Here is a 26843-nt window from a genome sequence, read left to right as displayed (position 1 = left end):
CCGAGACGATCAATAACCTTGTCGCTGTGACGCAAGGCGCAAAAAGCCCAATGGTATCGATGTCAATCATGACTACAACTGGGCGAGCGCCGACGCGTTACTGCGCGTACCTGCTAGCACTGGGGCATCAACTTGTAAATGTCGCCGCCAGACCTCAGCCGAGAAGGCTCGGACCGGCGCCAGTCGCCATGCAGCGAGGGTTGGATCGCTCTGAGCAAACCAAGGTCTTGAAACCAAGCCGCTCGCATCCACGCTTCTCGTCAGGCTTGGCCGCCTCGCGACGCCATCACATCCCGGGTCAGTCGGATGAAATCGGCAACGAACGCCTCTACGCGATGCTCCAGGTTCGGCAACAAGTTGCGGACGAACACAGGCCCGGCGGTCTGCGCAACCTGCAACATGTGATCGGCCAGCGACTTGGGGTCGCGGATGCCGAAGTATCGCGCGCCGCCCTCGGTCTGTTCGCGATGGACATTGATGTCCGACAGGATCATCGGGACACCAAACGACTTGGCTTCCTCGACAGTGGTGCTCCACCCCTCGCACTCCGAAGGATTGATCAGCGCCGTCGATGCGCGCAGGAGCGCATAGACATGATCCAGCGGAATCATTCCCAGATGCCGAAAATTCATCTCCAGGCCGCGCGCCTTGACTCCCTTCATCATCGTTTCGAAAAGGCCGGGCTCGCGGAAGTCCTGTGTGCTTCCCGACGCCGCGACGACGACATCCAGACCCTGAGATTTCAGCAGATCAAGCGCATCGACCACGATTTGATGATTTTTGTGCCGCCAGAACTGGTTTGGCAGATAAAAATACCGTGACGGAAGACCATAATGCGCAATCACGTCGGACGGCTGCGTGGCGAGAAGACTGGCGGGCGGCTCGGTCGCAAACCGGACGACCGAGACGCCGCTCGAATTGCCCGGATAGAACTTCTTGAGATCGCCCAGCGCCGTGGCGCTGCTCAACATGATGTGCCGGCCCGATGCGATCTGAACCCGAAAGCCGAGATCACGCCGCCAATATGCACTTCTGGAGAACAGATGCGGGAGTAGCCGATGCTGGAAATCCGGAAACCATGCGACCGCCGGAAATGGCAGGCGCCAACCAAAGAAGCGCGCGGATTCGAACACCATGTCGATCCTGCTGGCCGTGAACGCGGCGGCGGCAGGTGCGTCCAAACCAAAGAAGAGCGCGCGGCCGAGGTCCGTCGCGCGGGCAAGACCGGTCGCGGCGTGATCGAACACCGTCGAGCGCACGACCTCAACGCCAGGAATGCCGGCCAGCACCGCGATCTCCTCGGGATCGTCCGCCGTTCCGGCAAACAGCACGGGTACCACCGCCCCCGGAGAATGCCGGTTGAGCACCTCGAACAGATTGCGTTGATAGTTGTAGCCACCCGCCCATAGTCGGCGTGGGATATTGGTGAATGCAATCCGCAGCGGCGCGCTCTCAGGCACGAGCCTGGCTCCTGAACCATTCGACGTAGTCGGCCAGCCCGCGCTCCAGCGGGATACGCCAATCGAAATGCATGTCGAGCATGCGCCTGTTGTCCGCCAGCAAGCTCGTTGGGTCCCCCGGCCGCGCCACGCCGGAAAAGCGCGCGACCGTTTTACCACCCCAATGCCTGATCAGTCCCTCGGCAATATCGGCAACGCTCACGCCGCGCCCCGAACCGCCATTGATCACGCCAAGATCGTCCTGCCACTCCGCCTCCGCGACGCGCGCCAGCAAGCGAACGACGTCGCGAACGTCGGTCCAATCCCTTATCTCGGCCCCCGTCCCTCCGAGATTCAGCGTTTCTACCCCGCTCCAAAGCCGAGAGCAGATATCCCAGAGCAGTTGCTTGCGAAGGTGGGGACCGTAGACAGAGAACAGTCGCACGACCATGCAGTGGATGCCGAAGCTCTGGACGTAGCTTTGGCACAACTGCTCCATCACCAGCTTATGGTGTCCGTACGGCGACATCGGCAAGAGCGCCGCGCTCTCGGGAATCGGACCGGTGTGATCGGCGCCGTAGACGGCGGCGCTCGACACCACGATCAGCCGGCTGCTGGGCGCAAAACTTCGGAGCCATTCGAGCAGACGCGCCGTGCTCGTCACGGTCCGCGAAAAATCCTCGAACGGGCGCGCGATCGACAGCCCGACCGACGATCCGCCAGCCAGATGGAAGACTTGCGACGGCAGCCCGTGCAAGGCTGCGAGCGCGTTCAGATTGGCCGCGTCAACTTCGCCATTGATCCAGGTCTGCAAACCGAGGGCCTGTGCCTGGGCCGGATCGAGCGCACCGTGACCGACGCCATGGACCACATGCCCGGCGCTCGCCAACTCGCGAACGAGATGACGTCCGATGAATCCGTTCGCACCGGTAACCCAATTGGACATGTCCTAGACCTTGTGACAGACGAACGAATAGAGCCGGCCGGGCCGGTGGTCAAAGCGCTCGGCAAGCGCGAGCAGGGACGCGAAGACATGCTGCGAAGCAAGCGCGGCGCGCCACAGCGGACCGACGGGAATCTTCCGCGTCAGTTTTTCGACGACTGCGGATCGCAGCGTCTGCGTCGTATACGGGAACAGATTGATCGCGCTTTGCAGCGGAGCCAGTGTCTCGACGTTGGCGAAGCCGGCCGACTTCAGCGCGCCGGTATAGCGGTCGAGCAGGTAAGCATGCTCGCCCCCGTAGAGGTGATGCAGCGGATGCTGATCGAGGAATTTCTGAAGATCGCTTTCCTTGCTGATCACGTGCTCACGCGCTGCGATCAGCACACCGCCGGGGCGAAGCACGCGAAACATCTCGCGGCAGGCACCATCAAGGTCGCGCGTATGATGGAGCACGGCGCGCGCGAAGACGAGATCGAAAGCGTCGTCAGTGAACGGCAGGCGCTCGGAAAACTCCTCGACCACATGGATGGGCAGTTGCGTGCTCGCCGCAAGAGCCCGGATTGCCGCAGCGCCGACGATGGCGCTGCCATCGGGCTCGAGTGCCGTCACCTCGAATCCGCTTCGGGCCAGCGCGTAGCTGGCAATGCCGCGACCGGCTCCCACATCGAGTGCCAAGCCGGAGCGCCCGGCCAATAGCGCCGTGACCGACTGCCATTCGGAGCTCTGAAAGTAACGCTCGGCGGCCCCGGTCAGCGGATCATCGTAGAAGGCGTCACGCACGAGCTGACCCTGATCGGGCTGATTGCGCAGCCAGACAACTGCATCCTCCCACGTCGTGAACTTGCCGTCACCGCTCATCGGACCGGAGCTCCCTGACCAGCACCGCCGGATTTCCAGCCACGATCGAGAAGGGCGGCACGTCCTTGGTCACGACTGCGCCGGCCGCCACCACGGCCCCCTGCCCGACCGTCACGCCGCGCAGCACCATGGCCCCCGCGCCAATCCAGGCATCATCGCGGATCCGGACCGGGCTTTCGTCAAGCGAGAGTTCGCGCGGATGACCGCTTGTGAAGATCTGCCGGACCTGCGCGTGCCGAGCGGCCGCCCCGATCGGATGGGTCAGACTGTCGAAGACGTTTGCCGAATGGGAGATCAGAACCCGGTTTCCGATCTCGATGGAGCCGGCCGACCAGATCCGCGTCCCCTCCCCGACATAGCACCATTCGCCGATCTTGATCTCTCCGCCATGGGCGAAGGTCATGAGTTCGCCGAGGATCCGGCTCTGTGCGCCGATGACGATCCTGCCGGCATCGCCGCGGATGTTCCTGATCCTCGCGCTCGCTCCGAGCGCTGCCCCGTCATCGAGACGGCAAGTCGCCCGACCCATCATGCGCTGGATCAGGTAGTCGGTGTTACGGCCGGTGAGCCGCTGGATCAGGAAGTCGAGGGTCATGCAATCAACTGAAATCGCGTCGTTCCGGACGCTCTAGCACGGCTAAACCCGTCCGACGAGGTCGCCGAACTGCTTCCATTGCACGTCCTTGCTGTAGATGTCCCGGATGCGGGCCCGACCAAGCGCAGCGATCTCCGCCATTCTGGGCCAGTCTTGCAGACTGCGTGAAATGACCTCGACGGCCTGTTCCGGGGTACCGTAGGTCTCGATGGTCACGCCCTCCTGCATGCCGGCCGGATAGCTGCCGGCGTCGGACACAAGCAGTGCGCCGCATCCCATCGTCTCGAAGCAACGCATGTTGCCGCGATCCGTGCCGGCCATGTCGATCGCGCCGTTGAACACGATCTTCGACGAGCCAATCAGTTCGTAGAGGGCTCTGCCGAACACCGGCGGTCTCGCAATGGCCGCGATGGCATCGGGGCGCCGGTGTTGTCGCAGCGGCAGCAATCGCCCGAGGGTGCTCTCCGCGAGCCTGGTCAGACGCGATGCATCGAGACAAAGCACGATATTGCGGCTATCGGCGAGCTGCGCGACCTGCTCCAGCGTCCTGGCCCGCACGCGATGGTGGCGCGAGTAGCCGCCGGCGAAGGCGACGTCGATCGGGCGCTCGCCGTGGCCATACTCGTCCATCACCGGATCATGCGCTGGAAAGAATGTTTCGACCCGGCATCCGTTGCGGCGCCAGATATCGAGGATCGATGGAGCGTTTCCGAGCACGGCGCGATAGGCCGTGAAATCGGCATTTCCCGACGGCGCGGCACGCCAGCATAGCGCCTTCTTCACGCAGCCCGGCAGCTTGGCAACGAATGCGCTCGGGTAGCGCACGGGATCGAGGTTGTAGAACACCTCGGTGGCGTGATGCTCGATCTGCGCCAGCAGAATGGCCTCGAGCGTCGGCTCGCCCGACATGCCCTGCTCGCGCGCCCAGCGGCGCTGCAGGACCTCGTCGTCCCCATTGGTGAAGAAGGCCTCCGGCGAACCGTCGAGCACCGGCTGAAGGAAATGCGACGCACCGAAACGATCGTGCAGAAACACGCGCCGCCGCTCCGCGAAGCTTTGCGTGCCTGCCGCGAGTTGGTTCAACCGCGGCAGATAAGACGGATAGAGGGCGCTATTCTGGAACAGCCGCATCGTCTACGCGTACCTCGCCAACATCCATTTCATATTCAGATACGGCCAGATCCGCCCGACCGACTCCCAATCCCAGGACTTCGACGCCGTCAAACGGCTGACCGCCGCGCGCAGACCCGCTTCATCCACCAGTTCCGCAAACGCCGGCACATTCCTGTCCAGCAGGTCAGCCGTCCAGCCGGCCAGCGGTCCGTTCAACCATTCCGGCATCGGCGAGTTGAAGCCGACCTTGCGGCGCGCGGTGCGAATGGACTCCGGCATAAAATTGGCCATCGCCCGCCGGGCAACAGCCTTGGTATAGCCGTCCGCCGACTTGCTGCTCTCGGGAAGCGCCATCGTATAGGTCACCAGCCGCCAATCCATGAAGGGCATGCGGACTTCGACACCGTGCGCCATCGAAAGGCGGTCGAAGTTGCGCAGGATGGTGGGCAGCACCGTGCTGTGAAACATCCGGTAGAGGCGCTTGTTCAAGCCACCCCATTCACGCGGCAGCACATCGTCCTCCGCTATCAGCGGGAGCGGGGCGGGAAGATTGCGCAGGCCACCGCGCAGAAAATACACGCCCTTCCGCTTGAGGGCCAACGCACGCAGGACATCCACACAACGCCGGGCCAGTTTCGAACGCGACGCGAGGTCCTCTGCCGCGTTCCGTATCTGAAACGCGCGCGCTTGTCCTTCCTGCAAATAGCCGCCCATCAGCTCGTCCGCCCCGTGGCCGTCGAGTGACACCGTCACGTTGTTCTGGGTCAATTGCCGATAGAGCAGCCAAATGGCGCTGGGCAACGCGATGTAGACGTCATCGAGATCGTCGAGAATCTGATCGAGGTCCGTCAGCGCATCGGCCTGTCCGATTTCGAGAAAAGTTGGCGCGACGTTGGCCCAGACGGCGGCCTCCTCGGCCATCGGCCTCTCGTCGTTCAAGGCGCCGGGGAACGTCGCGACAAAGGCGTGACGCCATGCTGCGCTGTCGCGCGGCCCCATGCCTTCCTTCTCGTGCGCCGCCATGGCGCAAATCACGGCCGACGAATCGAAGCCGCCGGACAGGCATGTGCCGATTGGCACATCGCTACGCATGCGCAGGGCCACGGCATCCTGGAACAGCTCGCGAAAGCGCTCGACACGCTCGGCTTCGGTGGCCGGCACCGGCGGCAGATGATCCACGGTCCGCCACCAACGCTTGACACTGACCTTGCCCTGGCGAAGCCACATGCAGTGGCCGCCCTGCAAGCGGCGAACCTGCCGAAACAGGGTCCGCTCGCTTCCTTCTATCCCGAAGGCATCGAGCAGCAGCCGGCGTGCAACCTCCATGTCGACGGAAGTATCGATCAATCCACTCCGCACCAGAGCCCGTTGCTCGGACGCGAAGATGAATCGTTCCGACGACGCGGCATAGAGCAGCGGCTTGATGCCGAAGCGGTCGCGCGCAAGGAACAGCTCGCGAGTGCTGGTGTCGAAGATCGCCAAGGCCCACATGCCGTTGAAGCGGGGCAGCATGTCTTCCCGCCAAGCCTGCCACGCGGCCAGGATCACTTCGGTATCGGATTGGCTGCGGAACACCGCGCCCTGCGCCTCGAGCTCGCGGCGAAGCTCGAGGAAGTTGTAGATCTCGCCGTTGAACACGATCACATGGCGGCCGTCCGCGGACAGCATGGGCTGATAGCCGCCCTCGCCGGGATCGATGATCGCCAGGCGGCGGTGGCCGAATGCGAGGCTTCGGTCCGCGCTGAACCAGGTCCCCTCGCCAAACGGACCGCGATGCGCGATCAGGCTGGTCAGCCGCGAGATGTCGGCCGGTTCGACCGCATTGCCACCCAGATTTACGATGCCTGCGATTCCGCACATGTCCTAGACAGCCTTGATGGGCAAGAAGCGACTGACGATCGAACGAATATCTTGCCGGCAAGCCCTTCGATACGGACCCAATTGCGACGCCGCAACCGCGATCGCGAAAATCGTCGCGGCCGTCACCGACGAGACAGCTCCCACCGACCACCAGGACGGCGCGGGCTGGAATGGCGCGCGCTCGAGACCGTATCGCACCGCCAGCGCCGTCGCGATCCCGATGCCGAGCGGCATCAGCACGCAATGCACGATGCGCGACCACATGCCGGCGAGATCAAAACTACGGCGCAACAGGAAGACAATGGTCGCCATCTGCGTGATCATTCCGGCGCATGCGCTCCAGCCTGCGGCGTGCCATCCGAAGCGTGGCAATGCGATGGCGCTGGTTACGAGTGTGACGACACCCGTGATCAGGGCGATGAGCGCGTTGGAGCGTGACCGCCCGTGCGCCAGCAAGTAAAAGCCGAAGACGTTCGCGCTCGATCCGAGGATCCCGGCAATCGACAGCACGACGAGAACCTGTGCAGCCTCGGCCGCGACCTCGGCGCCGGTCCAAACATGCAGCAGCGGACGGGCCACGGGGATCAATCCGCCGAGCGCGCTTGCGGCCAGGACATTGAGAATCCACGACGCTCGGAATAGCAGATCGACCTTGCGGTCCTCGCTCTCCCCCTGCAGCGTGCTGAAGAAGGGAAACAGGATCTCGCCGACCTTCAGGATCCCGATATAGGTCGCCTCCTGCAGGCGCTGCGCAACGCCGTAGAAGCCGACAAACTGCGGTTGCAGCAGCGCGCCAAGCAGATATCGATCGGCCTGCCCCGCAAGCAGCGCACCGCCCTGTGCGGCAACCTGCCATCCGCCGAAACGAACCAGCCTGCCAAGCGCGTCGCGATGCAATGCTGGAGGTGCCAGCCACTGACGCATTTGGCCGCTAGACCAGGCCAAGGCCAGCAGCAGGCCAATCGCCAACCCCAGCGCCTGGCAACCCAAGAATGTCGATGCATATGGCGCGGCGGGGATCAGGAGGAGCATCGAAAGAGTCGAGACCACGGTGCTGACGATGCCGATCGAGGCGATCCGGCGATAGTCTTGCCGCGCGGTGAACAACGATATGAAGACGGCCGATACACATTGACACAACCAGCCGATACCGGCCAGCGCGAACGCCAGCGCAAGATCCGCGGCAGCCGGACCGGCCAGATGAAATCCGAGACGCGCGAGCGGAGCCCCGGCAACCAAAAGGAAAATGGCGATCGGCCCGCCCGCGCCGACCGCGAGCATGACCGCGGTCGCGAACAGGCGTCGCGCGTCGTCGCGGTCGGATGGCTCGAGTCGCTGTGCAAGCTCGCGCGACGTCGAGAGTCCGAGCGCGTTGCTGAACACCAGTGCCGGGGCAATGCATGCGGTGACAAGACCCGCGACACCGAATGCCGCGAGCCCGAGATGGGTGATCACGAAAGGCAGGATGGCCAGGTTCAGCACCACGGCCACCAGGAAGGCCGTCGCATTCCACGCGGAATTCCCCAGCAGATCGGGCGGTGTTTTTCTCAACGTCATGCCAGCCACCCGGCCATCACCTCAGCAAGCCTTTGCCCACACCGATCGGGGTCCTTCCCAAGGCATCGCGAATTCGGGCTAGCAGTCAGTCCACGGAATGTCGATAGCTGGGCAGGGCCGCGGCCGGCCCGCTTGGCGGACCCGTTCGGCCTGCGTTTCAGGGCTCCGCCCGAGGCTTGCCAGGCGCCCGGGAAGGCACGCTCAGAGCCCGTCCGACTCGCCGTTCTTCGGGGTGGAGCGCGGCACCGAAGGCGAGAACGCCGGATCGACCGCGCTTGGCATCGTGGGCCTGCCGCCGACGTCCGCGGGCGGGCCCGCGGAAGCGGCTGCGTCCGGCCGCTGGAGCGCCAGTACCTCGCTGCGCTCGCCCTGCTTGAACGTCACCTCACGCGGCTGCACCGAGGTCAGCGACCAGCCGGCGAGCGATTCGCCCTGCCGCAGGCGCACCACGTTCTGATCGGTGCGGTTGACGAGAATGGCGATGGCGTCGCCCTCACCCACCACGGCCCCGACCAGCAATAACGGAGGGGGTGCCTCGACCGATTTGGGCGGCGGTGCGGACATCTCTTCGGCCGGCGATGCCGCGACCGCGCGCGGCGGCGGCCGGCGCGTGGCCGAGAAGATCGGGCGCTCCTGGGTCGCGGTCAGGGCCGAGAACGGCACCGACCACAGGGGATTGCCGCGGGGAACGGGCCTGGCGGGAGCCTGCTGCGCTGGCCGTGCGATCGGGCGCATCGTTCCGACCTCGACATTGTCGGCGGGGCTGCTCGCCGCATCGTCGGGCAGCATGTCGATGCGCGACGACGTGGCGGCCATTGTTCCGGCGGTGCCCAGAACCGCGCCTAGCACGGCCAATCCTGACGGTCTCAACCACCGGGCCATCGACATTCCCCTCAGACCACCGGCCGCTTGAAAGAACCGACAGCCGTCCCCGCCAAACTAGTTCCGATCGGGGGTGTCATCAACCCGCCGCGCTCCGCGAGCCCTCCGGGCTCCCATTCCAGCGGCAAATGCTGCAATGCATCAATATGTTGCCCGACGGCCACGTTGGCTGAAAATGCAAGCCGGAACAGGAAGGACCCGGCGCAGATGGACATCCGTTCATTGCCGCACGCTGCAGCGCCATGGGATCATCGAATGGCGCGGGGCTTGCCACGTGCCGCTGTTGCACGTTTGCGATGATTTCTTTGCTGATTTGAGAAGACCGGATGGCTGGACCGACAAAGGCTGGTGGGCGGATCGGATACGGGCTGCGATCCGTCGCGCGCCACTCCTTGGCGACCCTGCTGGCGACCACTGCGCTCGGCATCGTCGCCGCGCAAGCTCAGGACGGCACATGGGTTGGCGGGAGCAGCGAGTGGACCGACGGAGCGAACTGGACCTCCACTCCGATCGTGCCGGACGGCATCGCGACCTTTTCGACGTCGGCCGACACCAACATCACCAGCAGCGGCATCGTCAATATCGGCAGCGTGATCTTCACCGCTTCGCCCGACGCCCCGGCCTACACGATCACGACCAGCGATATCTTCCTGGTGAACGGGGCTGGCATCTCCAACAATTCGACCAACGCCCAGACGTTCAACCTCGGCTCGACCACGGTGTTCACGAATTCGAGCAGCGCGAGCGGCGGCACCAATGCCGTCACGTTCAGTGTCGGCGGCGGGGCCGCGATGATTTTCAACGATACCAGCACTGCGGGCACGGCGAACATCACCAGCAACGGCGACGTCGAGTTCAACGGCAGCAGCAATGCCGGAACCGCAACGATCGCCAACAACGCGGTGATGAACTTCAGTGATTCGAGTTCGGCAGGCGGTGCCGCCATCACCAACACCGCCACCGGCTTCCTGGCCTTCATCAGCAACGCCACGGCAGGCACCGCGACGATCAGCAATGACGGCTCGCTGAGCTTCGCCGGTTCCGCCACCGCGGGCAGTTCTACGATCACCACGAACAATCTTGCCACCACGAGCTTCACCGGCACCACGACCGGCGGCAATGCTCGCTTCATCACCAATACCGGCGGCATCTTTGACATGTCGGGCCTTACCAGCATCGGCATGACCGCCGGCTCGATCGAAGGCGCCGGCAATTACGTGCTCGGCGCCAAGACCCTCACCACAGGCAGCCTCAACACCTCGACCCAGGTCGACGGCGTGATCTCCGGCACCGGCGGCGGACTGACCAAGGTCGGCACCGGCACGATGACGCTGATTGGCACCAATACCTACACGGGCGCGACGACGATCTCGGCGGGAACACTGGCGATCTCGGGCTTCGGCAGCATCGCGAGCTCCAGCGTCGTCACGGTGAACGCGACGTTCGACATCTCTGCATCCTCGGTTGCGTTCAACCTGATCACGACACTTGCCGGCAGCACGAGCGGCGTCGTCAACATGGGCGGCAACGGGCTGTTCATCACCAACGGTTCGACCGAATTCGCAGGCGTGATCCAGGGCACAGGCGGGCTTGAGGTTTTCGGCGGAACGCAGACCCTCTCCGGTGTGAATACTTACTCCAATACGACGCAGATCGATGCCGGCGCGACGTTAGCGCTGAAAGGCAGCGGATCAATCGCGAATTCGGCGAGCGTCACGTTCACGCCAGGCGCAGGCGGTATGTTCGACATCTCGCAAACAACCTCCGGCACGTCGGTGAACGCTCTGTTCTCGTTGACCGCTGGCGGCATCGTCGCACTCGGATCGAAGACACTGACGATCACCGGTGGCAGCTTCTTCGGCGGCGTCATTCAGGATGGCGGCATTGCGGGCGGCGCCGGCGGCAATGTCGCGATCGCCAACGGCGCCACCCAGCAGCTCTACGGCACCAACACCTATACCGGCACCACGACCATCGCGAGCGGCGGCGAACTCGATCTCATTAACTTCGGCGGCAACGATGGCAGCATCGCGACCTCGAGCAATGTCGTCGCCAACGGCTTCTTCGACATCTCGGCCCTGAGCGCCGGCACCTCGATCAAGTCGCTGGCGGGCTCCGGGAACGTCAACATCGGCGCCAACACGCTGACGATCACCAACGGCATCGGCAATTTCGCGGGCGTGATCGACGATGCCGGCGCCGGCGGCGGCCTCACGCTGACCGGCGGCACGCAGACACTGTCCGGTGCCAACACCTATACCGGCGCCACCACGATCAACGGCGGCAAACTGATCGTGGACGGCTCGATCCTGAGCCCGACCACCGTCAACACGGGCGGCACACTCGCCGGCAGTGGCACGGCTGCCGGCGTCGCGATCATTGGCGGTACGCTCGCCCCAGGCAGCGCGGCGACCCCTTTCGCGCCGCTGACGATCAACGGCCTCCTGAGCTTCACGGCAGCCTCGACCTATCTCGTGCAGGTCTCCTCCAGCAATGCCGGCCTCGCCAATGTCAACGGCGCGGCCACGCTCGGCAACGCGACAGTGAGCGCGATGTTCGCCTCGGGCACGATCAAGAAGCAGTACACGATCCTGTCGGCGACCGGCGGTTTCGGCGGCACCACCTTCAATCCAGCCGTCGTCTCCAACATGCCGACGATCAACGCGTCGCTGAGCTACGGCACCAGCAATGTGTTCCTCAACATCGGCCTCAACTTCGCGCCGAGCGGCGGCGGCCTCACCGTCAACCAGCAAAACGTTGCAAACACGCTGACCAGCTTCTTCAACTCGACCGGCGGCATTCCGGCAGCCTTCGCTGCGCTGACGCCGGCCGGGCTGACGACGGCCTCGGGCGAACTCGGCACGGGCATCATCCAGTCCGCGATCAATGCCGACGGGCAGTTCCTCAATCTGATGCTCGACCCGACCGTCATCGGCCGCTCGGGCGGTTTCGCCAAGGCCGGCAGCGTCGCGCAATTCGCCGAGAGCGACGACGCGGCCGCCTATGCGTCCATGCGCCCGGCCAACGCGCGCGAGCGCGAGGCTTATGCAATGGCGACCAAGGCCCCGCTGCTCGCCTCGCAGCCGGCCAGCCGCTGGAGCCTCTGGACTGCCGGCTATGGCGGATCGGCACAAGTCGGCGGCAATGCGCCAGTCGGCTCGCAAGACCTGACCGCACGGGTCTGGGGCGGCGCGGCCGGCGCCGACTACAGGGTTTCGGTGGACACGCTGGTCGGCTTCGCGCTCGGCGGCGGTGGACTGAGCTACTCGCTCGCCAATGCGATGGGCTCGGGCTCAGCAGACCTGTTCCAGGCCGGCGTCTACGGCCGGCACAATTTCGGACCGGCCTATGTCTCCGCCGCGCTCGCCTATGGCTGGCACGACGTGACCACCAACCGCACCGTGGCGCCCGGCGGCTTCGACCAGCTGCAGGGCCGCTTCAAAGCCGACACCTTCTCAGCCCGCTTCGAGGGCGGCTACCGCTTCGCGACGCCGATGATCGGCCTCACCCCCTATGCGGCGGCGCAGGTGACGAACTTCAACCTGCCCAACTACTCCGAAGTCAGCCTCAATGGCGGCGGACTGTTCGCGTTGAACTATGCCTCGCAATCGCTGACCGACACCCGCTCCGAGCTCGGCCTGCGCACCGACAAGTCGTACGCGATGCAGAACGGCGTGCTGACGCTGCGCGGTCGCGCCGCCTGGGCGCACGACTACAATCCGGGCCGCGCCGTCACCGCGCTGTTCCAGACCCTGCCGGGCACCAGCTTCGTCGTGAACGGCGCCCGGGTCGACGCGGACTCCGCGCTCGTCAGCGCCAGCGCCGAGATGAAATGGCTGAGCGGCTTCTCGATCGCCGGCACCTTCGACGGCGAGTTCTCCGGCAATGTCGCCAGCTATTCCGGCAAGGGCGTGTTCAAGTACGCTTGGTGAGCCGGACGTCGTGAGTTGAGGAGGCCGCCCTACTTCCCCGCCTGCCATTGGCCGGAGACGCCCAAAATCACCCTGACGCGGCCGGTGGCCGAATCACTCAGCGCCGTGGTCTGCGGCACCTGGACGTCGAGCTGGTCGACGAACAGGAACGGCATGCCGGCTTCGAGATCGTACAGTAGCCTCTGGAGCGCGGGCTGCTCCAGCTCGCAGCTGACGACGAGGCCGACGAAGCCGTCCTTGGTCTGCGCGCCTGTTACGTCGACCTGCGAGGACTGGACCGAGCCGCCGACATCGGCGACCGCGGCGGCAACCCGCTGCAACAGATTGGCGCCCGCGACCGTCACGGTCGGCCCCTCCAGAAACGGCGTGCCGGGATGCTCGGCGGAGAGAGCCGCGGCGCTCTTGGCGCCGCTCTTCCGGCCGCGCAGCTGGTCGAGCAGGTCGGAGGTCTGCGCCAGCGCCTGACGGTGGGCGATGACCTCGGCAATCGACAGCCCCGCCATCAGCAACAGCCCGCCGGTGATCGCGAGATAGAGCGTGACCGCGATCAGTGGCGAGCCGACGAGCGCCCGCTCAACCGCATTTCCGTTTGCGGCCTTGGCGCTGCTCATGATCCTGTTCATGGCGCGTTCCTCGGTTCGATCCGCGCCTCGATGTGGAAGCGTTCGCCGGGATCGGATGGGCCACGCGTCGTCGGGGCGTAGAAGGTCGCGCGGGTAAAATGCTGGGACTGCTCGATCAACGGGATCAGTGAGGGCGCATCGCGGTCGCTGCGAACGATGCCCGCCACTACCTTATTCCAAACGAGCTGACGGGCGCGGCCTTCGCGCTCGCCTTGCTCCGCGCCGGCGCCTTGACGCCGGAGACGGGCGCCGAGGCGCTGCTCTGGGCGGTCGTCCGCGCCAGTTCGGTCGCACTCCCGCTCCTGCTGCTGATGCTGCTCTACCGGCGCTGGCGCGGCCGTGACGGGCTTGGGCTTGGCGACGTCAAGCTCGCCGCGGTCTGTGGGGCCTGGCTCGATCTCGCGACGGTGGCCGCGGTGATCGAGCTTGCGGCGCTGCTCGCGATCGGCGCCTATGTCGCCAGTACCGCGCTGCGACGAGAGCGGCTCCGCGCCACGGCATTCCTGCCGTTCGGACTATTCCTGGCGCCGGCGATCTGGGTCGGCTGGTTGGGCGAGAGCTGGTACGCGAAGTGGCTCGGCGGCTGGCCGGGCTAGGATGATCCGATCCATCGTCATTCCGACGGCGCTCTCATCAAAAACGTGAAAACAACCCCATGCACAGTAGACGACCTCAGCTTTATCAATGGCTTGACGGAGGCACGAATAGTTTCGGATTTTACAAAGCCCCTTTGACATGTCGGGCAAAACACTGGCATGATGTCATCATGGCGATAGCGGCTTCCACCGGAGCTGAGCGCCGTCGATCGCGCACCATTTTCTGAGAAGGTCCGCGGATCAGTGCTCTCGGCTCGGCGCCCATTCCAGCGCGCGCAGGCGGGCCTGGGCGATCTCCCCGCGCGTCATCTTCGACGTCACGGCATCGCGGATCCTGGCCCGCGCCTCCCGCGCTGGCGGGGGTGCCGCAGCCGTCGACAGATTGAGCCATTTGGAGGCCTCGACGATGTCCTGCGGCACGCCGTGGCCGCGATCGTAGAGCAGGCCCAGCGAATGCTGGGCGCGGCTGTCGCCCTGCTCGGCCGCCCGCCGATACCACATCGCGGCTTCGATGTAGTTCTGCGGCACGCCGCGGCCGGTCTCGAACAAGAGGCCGAGATAGGACTGCGCAGCCGCATTGCCGCGCTCGGCGAGCGGAATGAAGATGCGGGAGGCCGTCACATAGTCCTGGCGCTGAAAGGCGGAGACGCCTTGGCGGAACGACTGGGCGTGCGCTGGGGCAGCAAGCACAAGCGCGAGCATCAGCAACGCCCAGAGTCCTCGTCGAGTCAAACCGCCCATCCGTCCCCGCAAAACCGCCGGGCGAAGCCCTCGATCGAAGGTCTTCCTCTCGCCCGCTTGCTACCGGGCCGCCAGACTAGTGCAGGGAAACCCGAGAATCCAGAGCTGCAGTACGCGCGCGTATCGATCAGATCAGGTGATAATCGCTGATATGGGGCTGCGCGGCGTCCGATACATTCGCGAATACGAAATGAGTGTCCGTCGTGTCCGCCAATTGCTGAATCCCGGTCGCCAGCGCCGAGACGGCTTGCGTGAGTTGGCCTTGATCCCCCCAATGCGCTCCGCTGCTCGCTGGCCCGCTGCTCGTCTGGGATAGCGCGAAGTTGTCCTGGACATTCGTCGTTGTCTGCGCCGGCGGTGACGAAGCCGCTGTCGCTTGCGTTGCGGCCGGGCTGCTCGCGGCAGCCACCGTGACCTGCACCGCATTGTAGGCGTTGTTGGTCTCGCTGCTCTCGGCGAGGTGACTGTTATGGTCGGCAAGGCCGCCGATGTAGTACGTGCCCGGCGCCAGACTGCCGGGCAGCGTCACCGTGACCGTCTGATGATCGAAATAGCCGGGCTGGCTCACCGTTGCCAGCGTGGCCGATGTCGAAATCGTCGTGAGCAGCGTGTCCGACGTCGTGATCGTCGCATCAGTCGAGACATAAATGCCGGCGGACGTCGGAGACGCCACCGCGTTGCCGAGGTTCATGTTGTAAGCGTCGACCGTCAAACTGTCGCCGGCCAAAACGCTCGTCTTGTTCACTGCCACATATTCGGACAGATCAGGCTGCGCCGGCGCGGTCACCGTAACCTGCACGACGTTATAGGTGTTGTTGGTCTCGTTGCTCTCGGTCAGATGATTGTTGTAGTCGCCAATGCCGCCGAGGTAATAGGTGCCTGGCGCCAGATTGCCGGGCAGCGTTACCGTGACCGTCTGGTGGTCGTAGTAACCAGGCTGGCTCACCGTTGCCAGCGTGGTCGATGTCGAAATCGTCGTGAGCAGCGTGTCCGACGTGGCGATCGTCGCATCGGTCGAGAGATAAATACCGGCAGTCGTCGGGGTCGCGTCCACTCCGTTGCCGACGTTCATGTTGTAGGCGTCGACGGTCAAACTGTCGCCGGCCGCAACAGTCGTCTTGTTCACAGCCACATATTCGGAGAGATCAGACTGCGCCGGCGCAGTCACCGTGACCTGAACGACGTTGTAGCTATTGTTGGCCTCGTTGCTCTCGCTGAGTAGATTGTTGTAGTCGGAAAGTCCCCCAATGTAATAGGTACCGGGCGCCAGACTGCCCGGCAGCGTCACAGTGATCGTCTGATGATCGTAATAGCCGGGCAGACTGACGGTCGCCAGCGTCGGCGATGTCGCGATCGTCGTGAGCAACGTATCCGACGTTGTAATCGTTGCGTCGGCAGAAATATAGATTCCAGCCGTCGTAGGCCCGGCCACCGCGTTGCCGAGGTTCATATTGTAAGCGTCGACGGTCAAACTGTCGCCGGCCGCAACAGTCGTCTTGTTCACAGCCACATATTCGGAGAGATCAGGCTGCGCCGGCGCAGTCACCGTGACCTGAACGACGTTGTAGCTATTGTTGGCCTCGTTGCTCTCGCTGAGTAGATTATTGTAGTCGGAAAGTCCCCCAATGTAATAGGTACCGGGCGCCAGACCACCCGGCAGCGTCACAGCGACCGTCTGATGATCGTAATAGCCGGGTAGACTGACGGTCGCCAGCGTCGACGACGTCGCGATCGTCGTGAGCAGCGTATCCGACGTTGTGATCGTCGCGTCGGCGGAAACATAGATTCCAGCCGTTGTGGGCCCGGCCACGGCGTTGCCGAGGTTCATGTTGTAGACATCGACTGTCAGGCCGCTGCCGGCGGCAACTGTCGTCTTGTCCACCGCCACATATTCGGACAGATCAGGATGACCTGCCGCCGTCACCGTGATCTGCGCCACATTGTAGGTGTTATTGGTCTCGTCGCGTTCGCCAAGCTGGTTGTTGTAGTCGGCGAGACCACCAATATAGTAGGTGCCAGGCGCCAAATTGCCGGGAAGCGCGACTAGGATCGTCTGATGGTCGTAGTAGCCGGGCTGGTTCACCGTCGCAAGGGTCATCGAGCTCGACACTGTCGCGAGCAGGGTGTCCGAATTGGTGATCGTCGCATCGGTGGAGAGATAGATCCGCGCGGTGGATGGCCCCGCCACGTCATCACCGAGATTCATGTTGTAGGCGTCAACCGTCAGGTTACCTCCGGCCGGAACGGAACTCTGGCTGACGGCGAGGTACTCGGACAGATCGGGCTGAGGAGGCCCCATCAGGACGGAGCTTACCGTCACACCATCAGCGAACCGGAAAGACTCGACACCGCTCACGGTGTCAGCTCCGTCGGGAGAACCGGATCGCTGGTCAACCACAGTAAAGCTCTGCGTGATCGTGCTGTAGGTTATCGCGTAGTTCGCCTTGTTGCCCGAATACACCGCGGTGTCGGTGCCCGAGCCGCCGGTGACGGTGTCGTTGCCGCCGCCGCCTGTCAGCGTATCGTTGCCGGAGCCGCCGTTCAGTACGTTGGCGATGGCATTGCCGATGATCGTGTCGCTGCCGGAGCCGCCGATGGCGTTGTCGATGTAGGAACGCGCGTCGTTGTTGTAGAGATAGGCATTGTAGACGTTGCCCGACGCGTAATGGCCGTTTCCGAGATTGGCGAGTTGAACCGACGAGAACACGGACGACGCACCTGGATTGAGATTGATGCTCAGGTTCGTCGTGTAGTTCGACAGATCGTAGGTATCGACGCCGCCACCATCCCAGATCGTCTCGTAGATGCGATTGGCCGAGCCTCCGGCACCGCCATTGTCGGCCTGCTGGCCGGCGCCGTTGATGAACTCCTGTCCGGTGGTCGGGCTCCATGTATAGACGGTAGTCCCGCCCTGGGTCGTGTAGTCCGCGCCGTACATCGTCTGCAGCGCGAGGATATCGTTGGCCATATAGGTCTGCGAATATCCATAGGCCTCGTTGGTGTAGCCGCTCGTGGTCGAAGCACCGACATAGCTGCGATAGCTCATGACGGTATATTCGCTGTCGTCGTGCGCGCTCGGCACCGCGACATTGGCGGGGCCGCCTGCCTCCTGACTGTGCTTCAAGCCAAGGGCGTGCCCGAGTTCGTGCAACGCAGTCGCAAAATAATAATTGCCGAGCGCAGCCAGCGAATAGTTGTAGGCGGTTCCGAACCAGATGTCGCCGCCGGGCGCGTAGTTGCCGGGGTAATAGGCATAGGAGGTCGGACTGGCGGCCGGCGACTGCGCGACCATGATGTCGGCGCCGTTCGTCCCGGCGTACTGGATGTTGGCGTTGGTGTAGCCGAGGATCAGTCCGATCGCGTAATTGATCGCCGCCTGCATCTGACTCGGCGCCGAGGCAAAACCCGAAGTCGTCGGCTCAGCGTCGCCGCCGCTATAGGGATTGGCGTAGTCGCTTGCAGCGTCCGGAAAGCTGTAGGTGATCGCCCCGGACCATTTGTAGCCCGACAGCAGGCCGTCGATTTCAGCGTTGTTGGTCGCACTAACGGTGACGGCGGTAGCCAAGGGAATCTCCGAAACAGCAAACCCCGTTCGATTCGGGGCGCGACAGGTGATTCTAGCTTCAGGAGTAAACGTTTGGTTTAATTTTGGCGAGTCGGTCCAGACTCCTTCCATAAGGCCGTGTTAGCCATCAAATTCCGTATTCATACGGATCAGGACAAGGACGTCGGTTCCGGCCAGCTGCCGTGTCGCGAGTGAAATCATGAAACGACGTTCCCTCTCGGCCGGTCTGTTCGGCGCCTTGATGGCGCTCGCCGGGCCGGGCCAACTGCCCTTCGGAGGACTGCCTGTCATGGTCGGAAAAGCCAATGCGGACGAGAGCGGCAAACAAGGCGGCACAGCGGGGCGTGCGCCCTCCGTTCCAATGGCCCGCGACCCCTCGGCTGCGGTCGCGGAGGAGTATGAATCCGCCCGTCGCAAGGGAACGCGGGAGGCGTTCGAGCTGTTCATTGCGCGCCACGGCGATGACCCGCTGGCCGAGCAGGCGCGCGCCCAGCTGAAACAGCTGGCGCGCTGATCCTGCGGGCGCCCCCAGGCATTGCATTTCGCCAGGCGGCATCGGCGCGGCCCTGACCTGCCGCTTGATGTCTTGCCGCATGGTCTTACGGCACTATGGTAGGCCCGCAATCTGTCCCGGAGCCCATCAAGATGCCCTTTCCGCATGCCTCGGAAGCCCTGTCACGCTTCACCGTGCTCGATCTGACCCGCGTCCGGTCCGGGCCCACCTGCGTGCGGCAGCTCGCGGACTGGGGCGCGAACGTGATCAAGATCGACGCGCTGACCGAGGATGCCGGCGGCGAGCAGCCGGGCGGGCCGCGGCGGGGCTCTGACTTCCAGAATCTGCATCGCAACAAGCGGGCGATGACGCTGAACCTGAAAGACGAGCGCGGGCTCGCCGTGTTCAAGCGCCTCGCCGCCAAGGCCGACGTTGTGGTTGAGAATTTCCGCCCCGACGTGAAGAAGAAGCTCGGTATCGATTATGAGGGCCTCGCCAAGGTCAATCCCCGCATCGTCTATGGCAGCATCTCGGGCTTCGGCCAGGACGGGCCCTACCACAAGCGGCCGGGCTTCGATCAGATCGCGCAAGGCATGGGTGGGCTGATGTCGATCACCGGCGCGCCCGGCGAAGGCCCGATGCGGGTCGGCATTCCCGTCGCCGACCTCACCGCCGGCCTGTTCTGTGCCATGGGTATCCTTACCGCACTGCTGGAGCGCGAGGTCTCGGGCAAGGGCCAGTGGGTGCAGACCTCGCTGCTGCAGGCCCAGATCTTCATGCTCGACTTCCAGGCCGCGCGCTGGCTGATGGAGAAGGAAGTGGCCAAGCAGGCCGGCAACAACCACCCGACCAGCATTCCGACCGGCGTGTTCAAGACCTCGGACGGCTACATCAACATCGCCACCACGGGCGGCCGGATCTGGGAGCGTTGCGCGCAGGCGATCGGCGCGCCGGAGCTCTACAGCCATCCCGACTATCTGACCGCGCCAGCCCGCTCCAAGAACCGCGACGCGCTCAATGCCGAGATCGAGAAGCGTACCTTGACGAAGTCCACCGAGACCTGGGTCCGTGAACTCAACGAGGCCGGCGTGCCCTGCGGGCCGATCTACGCCATCGACCAGATGTTCGAAGACGAGCAGGTCAAGCATCTCGGCATCGCGCAGGAGGTGCCGAATGACGAGGATCGCGACATCCGTCTGGTCGGCCAGCCCGTGACGCTGTCACGCACGCCGAGCAGGATGGTGGCGCGGCCGCCGGAATTCGGCGAGCAGACCGACGAAGTGCTGAAGGAGTTCGGCTTCGACGCCGACGAGATCGCCAAGCTCCGGGACGCCAAAGTGGTGTGAGTGCTTCGTTAGAGATCGGCCAGCGAAGAAGCCCGGCGCTCGCCGGGCTTTTGACTCGCGGAGCCACGTCGCCGCTCAGGTGCCGCTGAAGCGATAGTTGACGCCGACGCGCAGGATGTTGTCGGTGATGTGCGAGCGATAGCCGACGACCAGGGGCGCGCCGCTGAGCGCGATCACTGGCGTTGCGAGCGAACCTGAGACGGTTCCGAGATCGACATGGAGATATTCGAGCCTGGCGCTCCAATTGTCGGCGAAGGCGCCTTCGATGCCGGCACCTGCGGTCCAGCCGATCTTCGTCGTACTGCTGCTGAAATTTGCCGCGACGGGCGTGAACGCCAGGTTGTCGTCGCTCCCAGGGCTGCCGCTGACATTGGTCGCGGCGATGCTGCCCGAGGTGGAGACGCGGCCATAAGCAAGACCACCGGTACCGTAGAACAGCACGCGCGGCGTCACCGCCGCGCCAAGCCGGCCGCGGACAGTGCCGAACCAGTCGAGCTTCTGGACGAGATTGAAGGTCACGGGCAGCGCGGGATCGAACGTGTTGTCGCCGCGATGACCCGGCGTGCAGACGCCGTCCTGCAAACCCGCCGGCGCGCCGGCGCACAGCGCGTCGACACGGCCCTTCCGGCCGCTGCCCTGGAAATCAGCCTCGAAGCCGATCACGAACATCTCGCGCTGCCAGTTGTAGCCGATCTGTCCGCCGCCGCTGACGCCGTTGAGATCGAACTTGCCGGCGCTCGAATTCAGCAGCGCGCCAGCTCCGCTGTCGATGAAATCAGCAGTCGTGGCCGAGCGTCCCCAGCCATGGCCGACATTGATGCCGGCGTAGAAGCCGCTCCAATTGTGGCCGGGATCCACGGCCACCGGCGACGCCTTGGTATAAATGTGCGGCACCGCGAGATCAGCGGCGAAGGCAGGCGGTGCTAGCAGCATGGCGGTCGCGACCGCAACCAGCAGAGTTCGTGTCATCAATCTTCCCTCGACAAAAGGTGTTGCCTGCTCGCTTCCTCGCGCGAGGCCGGCGATTCAGTGTCGCGACCCTAGGGAAGAGCGCATCGCTCCGCGTCGTGCGAACGAATGTCAGTCGTTTGTGGGATGCGAGCGGACAGTTGCGCGCGGAAGGCGTGCGCGCACTATCCAAGCGTTCTCGAAATCGCTGCTGTTTCAGCAGGATTTGATGGTCGGATGGATTTTCGCGGACTGGCACGATGGCGTCGGGAGGCGCTCGACGCATACGGCTTCGCAGGTCCAACCAGAGCAGATCAGGCCGCAGATGTGGCGCGACCGCAACAAGTCAATCGCTCCGTCCGACTGTCGGCCTTGCGCCATTTCCTAAAATCAGGACAGAAACGACAAAGCCCGGCTCGAGCCGGGCTTTGCTTCTTGTTGACGCCTCAGTTGTTCTTAGTAGCGGGCGACCACCGGGCCACCGAACTGGTAATTGATGCCGGCGCGCAGGATGTGGTCGGTGAAGCGCGACGAGACGTTGGCACTGATTGTGGAGAGCGGCGCCAGCGTGAACGGACCGGACGAGAAGCTGCCGAGATCCATGTAGAGATATTCGAGCTTGGCGCTCCAGTTCTGGGTGATCTTGCCTTCGACGCCGACGCCGGCGGTCCAGCCCGCGCGCGTCGTCGAATTGGATGCGACCGAGGCGATCGCGACACCGGCGGGCGTGAAGCCGGTCATGGTGCCCGTCGTCTTGATTTCGCCGAAGGCCAGACCGCCGGTACCGTAGAACAGCACCTTGGGCGTCGCCAGGATGCCGACGCGGCCGCGAACCGTGCCGAACCACTGGAGATGCTGATCAATCGTCAGAACCGTGTGTCGAACGACGCATTGGTGATGGAGCCGGCGGGCGGCACGATCGCAGCACCTGTTGCCGAATTGAAGGAGGAGACGTCGGTGCGCGAGGGGCCCCAGCTGTAACCGCCATTGGCGCCGACGTATAACCCGGTCCAGCTCCAGACCGGGTCAACCATGACCGGCGCCTTGACATAGGACCTCGCGGCCAGGTCGGCAGCCAGTGCGCCCGTCGCAAACAGCGACATCGCCGCCGCCATTCCAACCACAATCCGCTTCATCGCAATTCCTCCGCACAATTTTGTGATGAAAACATACGAGGAGGGAGCGCCCGACGGCTGTGCCACGCCAGCAATAACGGGAAACAATCGGGGCGTGTAAGGCCTAGGACCAAGCCATCCCCCTATGCACTTGAATCCAGAGGAGATTCCCCTCGAGGTGGCTCCGGTTCGGAACGCTGCGTCAATCCGACACGGGCAAGCAAGACGTCGATCACAGGCCAAAACAGCAGCACGATCGCCAAGGTCGTGATCGAGCCGACCAGGCCATTCGACCAGAACACCTTGAGGTCGCCGCCGGCGCCGATCATCGACAGACGGAAGGCATCCTCGGCGCGATTGCCGAGCACGAGGGCCAGAGTGAACGGCGCCAGCGGAATGCCGATCTTCTTGAAGACGTAGCCGACGAGGCCGAATCCGAGCATCAGCCAGATGTCGAACATCGCGTTCTGGATCGCATAGGCGCCGATCGCACAGGACACCACGATCATCGGCGCCACCGCGGCGAACGGCACGCGCAGGATCGAGGCGAAGATCGGCACCGTCGTCAGCACCAGCACGAGGCCGACGACATTGCCGAGATACATCGAGGCAATCAGGCCCCAGACGAAATCCTTGTGCTCGACGAACAGCAGCGGTCCCGGATTGAGCCCCCACACCATCAACCCGCCGAGCAGGATCGCGGCGGTGCCGGAGCCGGGAATGCCGAGCGCCAGCATCGGCAGCAGCGCCGCGGTGCCGGAGGCATGCGCCGCCGTCTCCGGCGCGAACACGCCCTCGATGCGGCCCTTGCCGAAGCTCTCTGGATTCTTGGCAAAGCGTTTTGCCAGATTGTAGCCCATGAAGGAGGCTGCGATCGCGCCGCCCGGGGTGATGCCGAGCCAGCAGCCGATGAACGAGGAGCGCAGCAGCGTCACCCAGTATTTCGGCAGGTCCTTCCACACACTCAGCACGACGCGCAACGAAATGCTCGCCGCGTGTCCGCGCAGCGCCAGGCGCTCCTCCATCGTCAGCAGGATCTCGCTGATGCCGAACAGGCCGATGACGGCGACGAGGAAGTTGATGCCGCGGAGCAGCTCGGACGAGCCGAAGGTCATGCGCAGATTGCCTGACACCGTGTCCATGCCGATGCCGGCGAGCAACAGCCCCAGCGACATCGAGATGACGGTCTTGTGCTTGGCCTCGCGCCCCAGCCCGACAAAGGAGCAGAAGGTCAGCAGATACACCGCGAAGAACTCGGGCGGGCCGAACTTCAACGCAAAGGACGAGATCATCGGGGCGAGGAAGGTGATCAGGAGCACCGCGACCAGCGAGCCGATGAAAGAGGACGTGAACGCCGCCGTCAGCGCCTCCGCCGCCCTGCCCTGCTGCGCCATCGGATAGCCGTCGAAAGTGGTCGCGACCGACCAGGCTTCGCCGGGGATGTTGAACAGGATCGAGGTGATCGCGCCGCCGAACAGCGCGCCCCAGTAGATGCAGGACAGCATCACGATCGCCGAGGTCGGATCCATCGTGAAGGTGAGCGGCAGCAGGATCGCAACGCCGTTGGGCCCGCCGAGCCCGGGCAAGACGCCGACGAAGATGCCGAGCACCAGCCCGACCATCATCAGCACGAGCGTCTTCCACGTCAGCAGGACGGCGAAGCCGTGAAGCAAGAGACCGAAAGCTTCCATCGCGGGCCCGCTTTAGTGGCCGAAGGCCGCTTCGAGCGGCCCTTTCGGCATGATGACGTCGAAGGCGATGTCGAAGGTAACGAACATGATCGCTGTGAATACGACAGCGGTGAGCAGCGACTTCCACAGCGCGATCTTGCCGACGAGGCGCATGAAGCTGGCGATCAGCAGGAAGCTCGCGACATAGAGGCCCAGAAACTGCGTCGCCAGGCAGAACAGCAGCGTCGGCACGAACACCGCCATCACGCGGCGGGCCTGCGCACGCGTGACGAAGGTCTCAGCTGCCGCGCGGTGCGCGACCAGCGCCACGATCAGGCCGTAGAGGCTGGCACCACCGAGAATGACGGAGAGATAGAACGGGAAATAGCCGGGCTCCGGCCCGGTCGAATCCCAGGAGGCGCCGGTGCGCCAATTGTCGTAGCCGAGCGTGGCGGCCAGCGCGAGCAACAGGAGACAGACGAATATCTCGATCGTGCCAGAGGAGACGACGGAAGGCGAGTCGTCCTCGGGCGCGGTCGGATCGTCGACGACGATTTCAAGATCGGTTTTGGACATGAGCCGTTGGGGACGGAGTAAGTTCAATTCCCCCCTATCCCCGCTTGCGGGGAAAGGGAGAAGCAAAAGCTACTTCGCGACGAATCCAGCTTCCGTCATCAGCGACTTGTTGACTGCATCGTCCTCCTCGAGGAATTGCACCATGTCCTTGCCGGTGAGGAAGATCGGCTTCAGCGCCTGCTTTTCCATGTAGTCCTTGTATTCCGCGGTCTGCGTCACCTTGTGGAACAGCTCGACATAGAACGCCTGCTGTTCCGCCGTGACCTTGCCCGGCAGGAACGTCGCGCGGAGCATCAGATACTGCACATCGACGCCCTCCTCCTTGCAGGTCGGGATGTCGGCCCAGGACTGCGTCTCCGTCACCTTGCTGGTGTAGGAGATTCGTTCCTTGTCGAACACACAGAGCGGACGCACCTGGCCCGCGCGCCAGACTTCGAGATTTTCGGATGGATTGTTGACGTTGGATTCGGTGTGGTTGCCGACGAGTTGGGTCGCCGCCTCGCCGCCGGACTTGTAGGGCAGATAGGAGAATTTCGCGCCGGTCTTCTGCTCGAGGAACACGGTCAGCACGTGATCCTCGCGCTTGGAGCCGGTGCCGCCCATCTTGAACGGCGCGCTCGCCGCCTTCGCGGCGGCGACGAACTCCTTCACCGTCTTGGGACCCGCGCTGTTGTCCCACAGCACGAACTGGTCGAGCGCGATCACCGAAACCGGGGTGAGCTCACGCCAGTTGAACGGGATCTTCGCCGACAGCGGCAGCATGTAGATCAGCGAATAGGCGATCAGCACCTTGTTGGGGTCGCCCTCGCTGGATTTCATGTACATCAGCGCTTCGGCGCCGGAAGCCCCACCCTTGAGCGAGACCACGATCGGCTGCTTCATCAGATTGTTCTTCTGGATCGCGGCCTGCATCATCCGCGCCATCTGGTCGGAGGCGCCGCCGGCGCCTGCCGCCACCACGATCTCGACCGGCTTGGTCGGCTCCCAGCCGGCAAAGGCCGGGGTGCTCAACGATAACGCTGCTGCAACGCCAACAGTTTTCACTAGAATTCGCACGAGTTTCGTCCCCTGGTTATTGTTTGGCTTGTTGCCAGGAATTCGATGCATTTTGCGGACGAATGCTGGCGAGTTCAAGCCGGCGCGCATCGCGCCGCCTATGACTTTTGGCTGACGAAGCCAAGCGGGATCCGCGCTACTTGCCCTTCCAGTTCGGCGTGCGCTTGTTGAGGAAGGCGTCCATTCCCTCGCGGAAATCTTCGCTCATATAGGCCTTGAGGATCAGATCCTCGCCCTCTTCGCGCGATAGCGTGCGGCGGATGCGGCGCACTGCCTCCTTGGTCGCTTCAAGCGTCAGCGGGGCGTGGCTCGCCACGAGCCTGGCAGTCTCGTCGGCGCGGCGCTGCAGCGTCTCGACATCAGGGACGATCTCGTTGAGGAGACCGAGCGCCAGTGCTTCCGGCGCCTCGACGAGGCGCGCCTTGAAGATCAGATCCTTGGTGCGGGCGGGGCCGACCAGCGAGACGACGCGACTGATATTCGACATTGACAGGCAGTTGCCGAGCGTACGCGCGATCGGAAACCCGATGCGCGTCGTTTCAGTCCCGATGCGGAGGTCGCAGCAGGCCGCAATTCCGGCGCCGCCGCCAGTGCAGGCCCCCGCGATCGCCGCGATCACGGGCACGCGGCACTGCTCAAGCGTGCCGAGCACGCGGTCGATGCGGGCCTCATAGTCGAGCGCATCCTGCGCGGTTTTGAACGCACGGAACTGGGAAATGTCGGTGCCGGAGGCAAACGCCTTGTCGCCGGCGCCGGTCAGGATCAGCGCCTTGATCGAGCGGTCGGCGTTGATCTCCTGGCAGATCTCCGCCATGCGCTCGTACATGGCGAAGGTCAGTGCGTTGCGCGCCTGCGGGCGATTGAAGGTGATCCGCGCGATGCCGTCCGTGACGGAGTAGAGCAGGTCTTCGCTGGCAGTCGTCGGTGCGTTCATC

General features: G+C 64.1%; 22 protein-coding genes and 1 pseudogene. 4 read left to right on the top strand and 19 right to left on the bottom strand.

Annotation, left to right across the window (positions count from 1 at the left end; all coding sequences use genetic code 11):
• Positions 1-260: 260 nt before the first annotated feature.
• From ABIB66_RS10385 to ABIB66_RS10350, 8 genes are all read right to left on the bottom strand, one after another.
• Entirely contained in the window at positions 261-1289 is a 1029-nt protein-coding gene (locus tag ABIB66_RS10385; RefSeq protein ID WP_354254766.1) for a glycosyltransferase family 4 protein, read from the bottom strand.
• Between the two features lie 163 nt (positions 1290-1452).
• Positions 1453-2385: an NAD-dependent epimerase/dehydratase family protein gene (locus ABIB66_RS10380; protein WP_354254765.1), complete on the bottom strand. Its 933-nt coding sequence runs from the start codon at positions 2383-2385 to the stop codon at positions 1453-1455.
• 3 nt (positions 2386-2388) lie between these two features.
• On the bottom strand, positions 2389-3240 hold the full coding sequence (locus tag ABIB66_RS10375) for a class I SAM-dependent methyltransferase (protein ID WP_354254764.1): 852 nt from the start codon (positions 3238-3240) through the stop codon (positions 2389-2391).
• Positions 3230-3835, bottom strand: coding sequence for an acyltransferase (locus tag ABIB66_RS10370; RefSeq protein WP_275169863.1), 606 nt, complete (start codon positions 3833-3835; stop codon positions 3230-3232). Before ABIB66_RS10370 ends, ABIB66_RS10375 begins: the two co-directional genes overlap by 11 nt.
• Positions 3836-3877: 42 nt before the next feature.
• Positions 3878-4966: a glycosyltransferase family protein gene (locus ABIB66_RS10365; protein WP_354254763.1), complete on the bottom strand. Its 1089-nt coding sequence runs from the start codon at positions 4964-4966 to the stop codon at positions 3878-3880.
• A 3-nt stretch (positions 4967-4969) separates the two neighbouring features.
• Positions 4970-6808, bottom strand: a complete 1839-nt coding sequence (gene asnB / locus ABIB66_RS10360; protein WP_354254762.1) for an asparagine synthase (glutamine-hydrolyzing) — start codon at positions 6806-6808, stop codon at positions 4970-4972.
• 3 nt (positions 6809-6811) lie between these two features.
• A complete protein-coding gene (locus tag ABIB66_RS10355; RefSeq protein WP_354254761.1) occupies positions 6812-8365 on the bottom strand; it encodes an oligosaccharide flippase family protein in 1554 nt (517 codons plus the stop codon).
• 201 nt (positions 8366-8566) lie between these two features.
• Complete coding sequence (locus tag ABIB66_RS10350) at positions 8567-9247, bottom strand: hypothetical protein (RefSeq protein WP_354254760.1); 681 nt, start codon at positions 9245-9247, stop codon at positions 8567-8569.
• 326 nt (positions 9248-9573) lie between these two features.
• Between ABIB66_RS10350 and ABIB66_RS10345 the strand changes: the two genes are divergently transcribed.
• On the top strand, positions 9574-13179 hold the full coding sequence (locus ABIB66_RS10345) for an autotransporter domain-containing protein (protein ID WP_354254759.1): 3606 nt from the start codon (positions 9574-9576) through the stop codon (positions 13177-13179).
• Between the two features lie 29 nt (positions 13180-13208).
• Here ABIB66_RS10345 and gspM read toward each other — a convergent pair whose 3' ends face one another.
• Together gspM and ABIB66_RS10335 are read right to left on the bottom strand one after the other, a co-directional pair.
• A complete protein-coding gene (gene gspM, locus ABIB66_RS10340) occupies positions 13209-13802 on the bottom strand; it encodes a type II secretion system protein GspM (protein ID WP_502918321.1) in 594 nt (197 codons plus the stop codon).
• Positions 13799-13948, bottom strand: a pseudogene (locus ABIB66_RS10335) (PilN domain-containing protein); the annotation flags it as partial. The gene gspM and the pseudogene ABIB66_RS10335, both read right to left, overlap by 4 nt.
• Between ABIB66_RS10335 and ABIB66_RS10330 the strand changes: the two are divergent.
• A complete protein-coding gene (locus ABIB66_RS10330) occupies positions 13940-14398 on the top strand; it encodes a prepilin peptidase (protein ID WP_354254867.1) in 459 nt (152 codons plus the stop codon). The pseudogene ABIB66_RS10335 and the gene ABIB66_RS10330 overlap by 9 nt on opposite strands.
• A 240-nt stretch (positions 14399-14638) precedes the next feature.
• Here ABIB66_RS10330 and ABIB66_RS10325 read toward each other — a convergent pair whose 3' ends face one another.
• Both ABIB66_RS10325 and ABIB66_RS43560 read right to left on the bottom strand, forming a co-directional pair.
• Positions 14639-15100, bottom strand: coding sequence for a tetratricopeptide repeat protein (locus ABIB66_RS10325; protein WP_354254758.1), 462 nt, complete (start codon positions 15098-15100; stop codon positions 14639-14641).
• A 166-nt stretch (positions 15101-15266) separates the two neighbouring features.
• Entirely contained in the window at positions 15267-18704 is a 3438-nt protein-coding gene (locus tag ABIB66_RS43560; RefSeq protein ID WP_502918320.1) for a CARDB domain-containing protein, read from the bottom strand.
• 199 nt (positions 18705-18903) lie between these two features.
• Here ABIB66_RS43560 and ABIB66_RS10310 point away from each other — a divergent pair, with 199 nt between their 5' ends.
• Together ABIB66_RS10310 and ABIB66_RS10305 are read left to right on the top strand one after the other, a co-directional pair.
• A complete protein-coding gene (locus ABIB66_RS10310) occupies positions 18904-19218 on the top strand; it encodes a hypothetical protein (protein ID WP_354254757.1) in 315 nt (104 codons plus the stop codon).
• A gap of 131 nt (positions 19219-19349) precedes the next feature.
• Positions 19350-20543 carry a CaiB/BaiF CoA transferase family protein gene (locus ABIB66_RS10305; RefSeq protein WP_354254756.1) on the top strand — a complete coding sequence of 398 codons (1194 nt, stop codon included), beginning with the start codon at positions 19350-19352 and terminating at the stop codon, positions 20541-20543.
• A 75-nt stretch (positions 20544-20618) separates the two neighbouring features.
• Here ABIB66_RS10305 and ABIB66_RS10300 read toward each other — a convergent pair whose 3' ends face one another.
• The 7 genes from ABIB66_RS10300 to ABIB66_RS10270 all read right to left on the bottom strand — a co-directional run bounded on the left by ABIB66_RS10300 (position 20619) and on the right by ABIB66_RS10270 (position 26842).
• Positions 20619-21512, bottom strand: a complete 894-nt coding sequence (locus ABIB66_RS10300; protein ID WP_354254755.1) for an outer membrane protein — start codon at positions 21510-21512, stop codon at positions 20619-20621.
• Between the two features lie 435 nt (positions 21513-21947).
• Entirely contained in the window at positions 21948-22289 is a 342-nt protein-coding gene (locus ABIB66_RS10295; RefSeq protein ID WP_354100980.1) for an outer membrane protein, read from the bottom strand.
• A gap of 68 nt (positions 22290-22357) precedes the next feature.
• Positions 22358-22627, bottom strand: coding sequence for a hypothetical protein (locus ABIB66_RS10290; protein WP_354254754.1), 270 nt, complete (start codon positions 22625-22627; stop codon positions 22358-22360).
• 122 nt (positions 22628-22749) lie between these two features.
• On the bottom strand, positions 22750-24297 hold the full coding sequence (locus tag ABIB66_RS10285; RefSeq protein ID WP_354254753.1) for a tripartite tricarboxylate transporter permease: 1548 nt from the start codon (positions 24295-24297) through the stop codon (positions 22750-22752).
• A 12-nt stretch (positions 24298-24309) separates the two neighbouring features.
• Entirely contained in the window at positions 24310-24852 is a 543-nt protein-coding gene (locus tag ABIB66_RS10280) for a tripartite tricarboxylate transporter TctB family protein (protein WP_354254752.1), read from the bottom strand.
• A 69-nt stretch (positions 24853-24921) separates the two neighbouring features.
• A complete protein-coding gene (locus ABIB66_RS10275) occupies positions 24922-25908 on the bottom strand; it encodes a Bug family tripartite tricarboxylate transporter substrate binding protein (protein WP_354254751.1) in 987 nt (328 codons plus the stop codon).
• A gap of 136 nt (positions 25909-26044) precedes the next feature.
• Positions 26045-26842 (bottom strand): enoyl-CoA hydratase/isomerase family protein, encoded by a 798-nt coding sequence (locus ABIB66_RS10270; RefSeq protein ID WP_275169846.1) that lies wholly within the window; start codon positions 26840-26842, stop codon positions 26045-26047.
• Between the last annotated feature and the right edge of the window lies 1 nt (position 26843).

Source organism: Bradyrhizobium sp. F1.13.3 (genome assembly GCF_040548265.1).
GTDB lineage: Bacteria > Pseudomonadota > Alphaproteobacteria > Rhizobiales > Xanthobacteraceae > Bradyrhizobium.
The sequence above is the reverse complement of the archived record's forward strand: the minus strand, read 5'-3'. Positions and strand labels throughout refer to the sequence as shown.

Coding starts and splice junctions, on each gene's coding strand:
- ABIB66_RS10380 (WP_354254765.1), bottom strand. CDS start 2,385: ATGTCCAATTGGGTTACCGGTGCGAACGGATTCATCGGACGTCATCTC.
- ABIB66_RS10375 (WP_354254764.1), bottom strand. CDS start 3,240: ATGAGCGGTGACGGCAAGTTCACGACGTGGGAGGATGCAGTTGTCTGG.
- ABIB66_RS10370 (WP_275169863.1), bottom strand. CDS start 3,835: ATGACCCTCGACTTCCTGATCCAGCGGCTCACCGGCCGTAACACCGAC.
- ABIB66_RS10365 (WP_354254763.1), bottom strand. CDS start 4,966: ATGCGGCTGTTCCAGAATAGCGCCCTCTATCCGTCTTATCTGCCGCGG.
- asnB (WP_354254762.1), bottom strand. CDS start 6,808: ATGTGCGGAATCGCAGGCATCGTAAATCTGGGTGGCAATGCGGTCGAA.
- ABIB66_RS10355 (WP_354254761.1), bottom strand. CDS start 8,365: ATGACGTTGAGAAAAACACCGCCCGATCTGCTGGGGAATTCCGCGTGG.
- ABIB66_RS10350 (WP_354254760.1), bottom strand. CDS start 9,247: ATGGCCCGGTGGTTGAGACCGTCAGGATTGGCCGTGCTAGGCGCGGTT.
- ABIB66_RS10345 (WP_354254759.1), top strand. CDS start 9,574: ATGGCTGGACCGACAAAGGCTGGTGGGCGGATCGGATACGGGCTGCGA.
- gspM (WP_502918321.1), bottom strand. CDS start 13,802: ATGAACAGGATCATGAGCAGCGCCAAGGCCGCAAACGGAAATGCGGTT.
- ABIB66_RS10325 (WP_354254758.1), bottom strand. CDS start 15,100: ATGCTCGCGCTTGTGCTTGCTGCCCCAGCGCACGCCCAGTCGTTCCGC.
- ABIB66_RS10310 (WP_354254757.1), top strand. CDS start 18,904: ATGAAACGACGTTCCCTCTCGGCCGGTCTGTTCGGCGCCTTGATGGCG.
- ABIB66_RS10305 (WP_354254756.1), top strand. CDS start 19,350: ATGCCCTTTCCGCATGCCTCGGAAGCCCTGTCACGCTTCACCGTGCTC.
- ABIB66_RS10300 (WP_354254755.1), bottom strand. CDS start 21,512: ATGACACGAACTCTGCTGGTTGCGGTCGCGACCGCCATGCTGCTAGCA.
- ABIB66_RS10290 (WP_354254754.1), bottom strand. CDS start 22,627: ATGAAGCGGATTGTGGTTGGAATGGCGGCGGCGATGTCGCTGTTTGCG.
- ABIB66_RS10285 (WP_354254753.1), bottom strand. CDS start 24,297: ATGGAAGCTTTCGGTCTCTTGCTTCACGGCTTCGCCGTCCTGCTGACG.
- ABIB66_RS10280 (WP_354254752.1), bottom strand. CDS start 24,852: ATGTCCAAAACCGATCTTGAAATCGTCGTCGACGATCCGACCGCGCCC.
- ABIB66_RS10270 (WP_275169846.1), bottom strand. CDS start 26,842: ATGAACGCACCGACGACTGCCAGCGAAGACCTGCTCTACTCCGTCACG.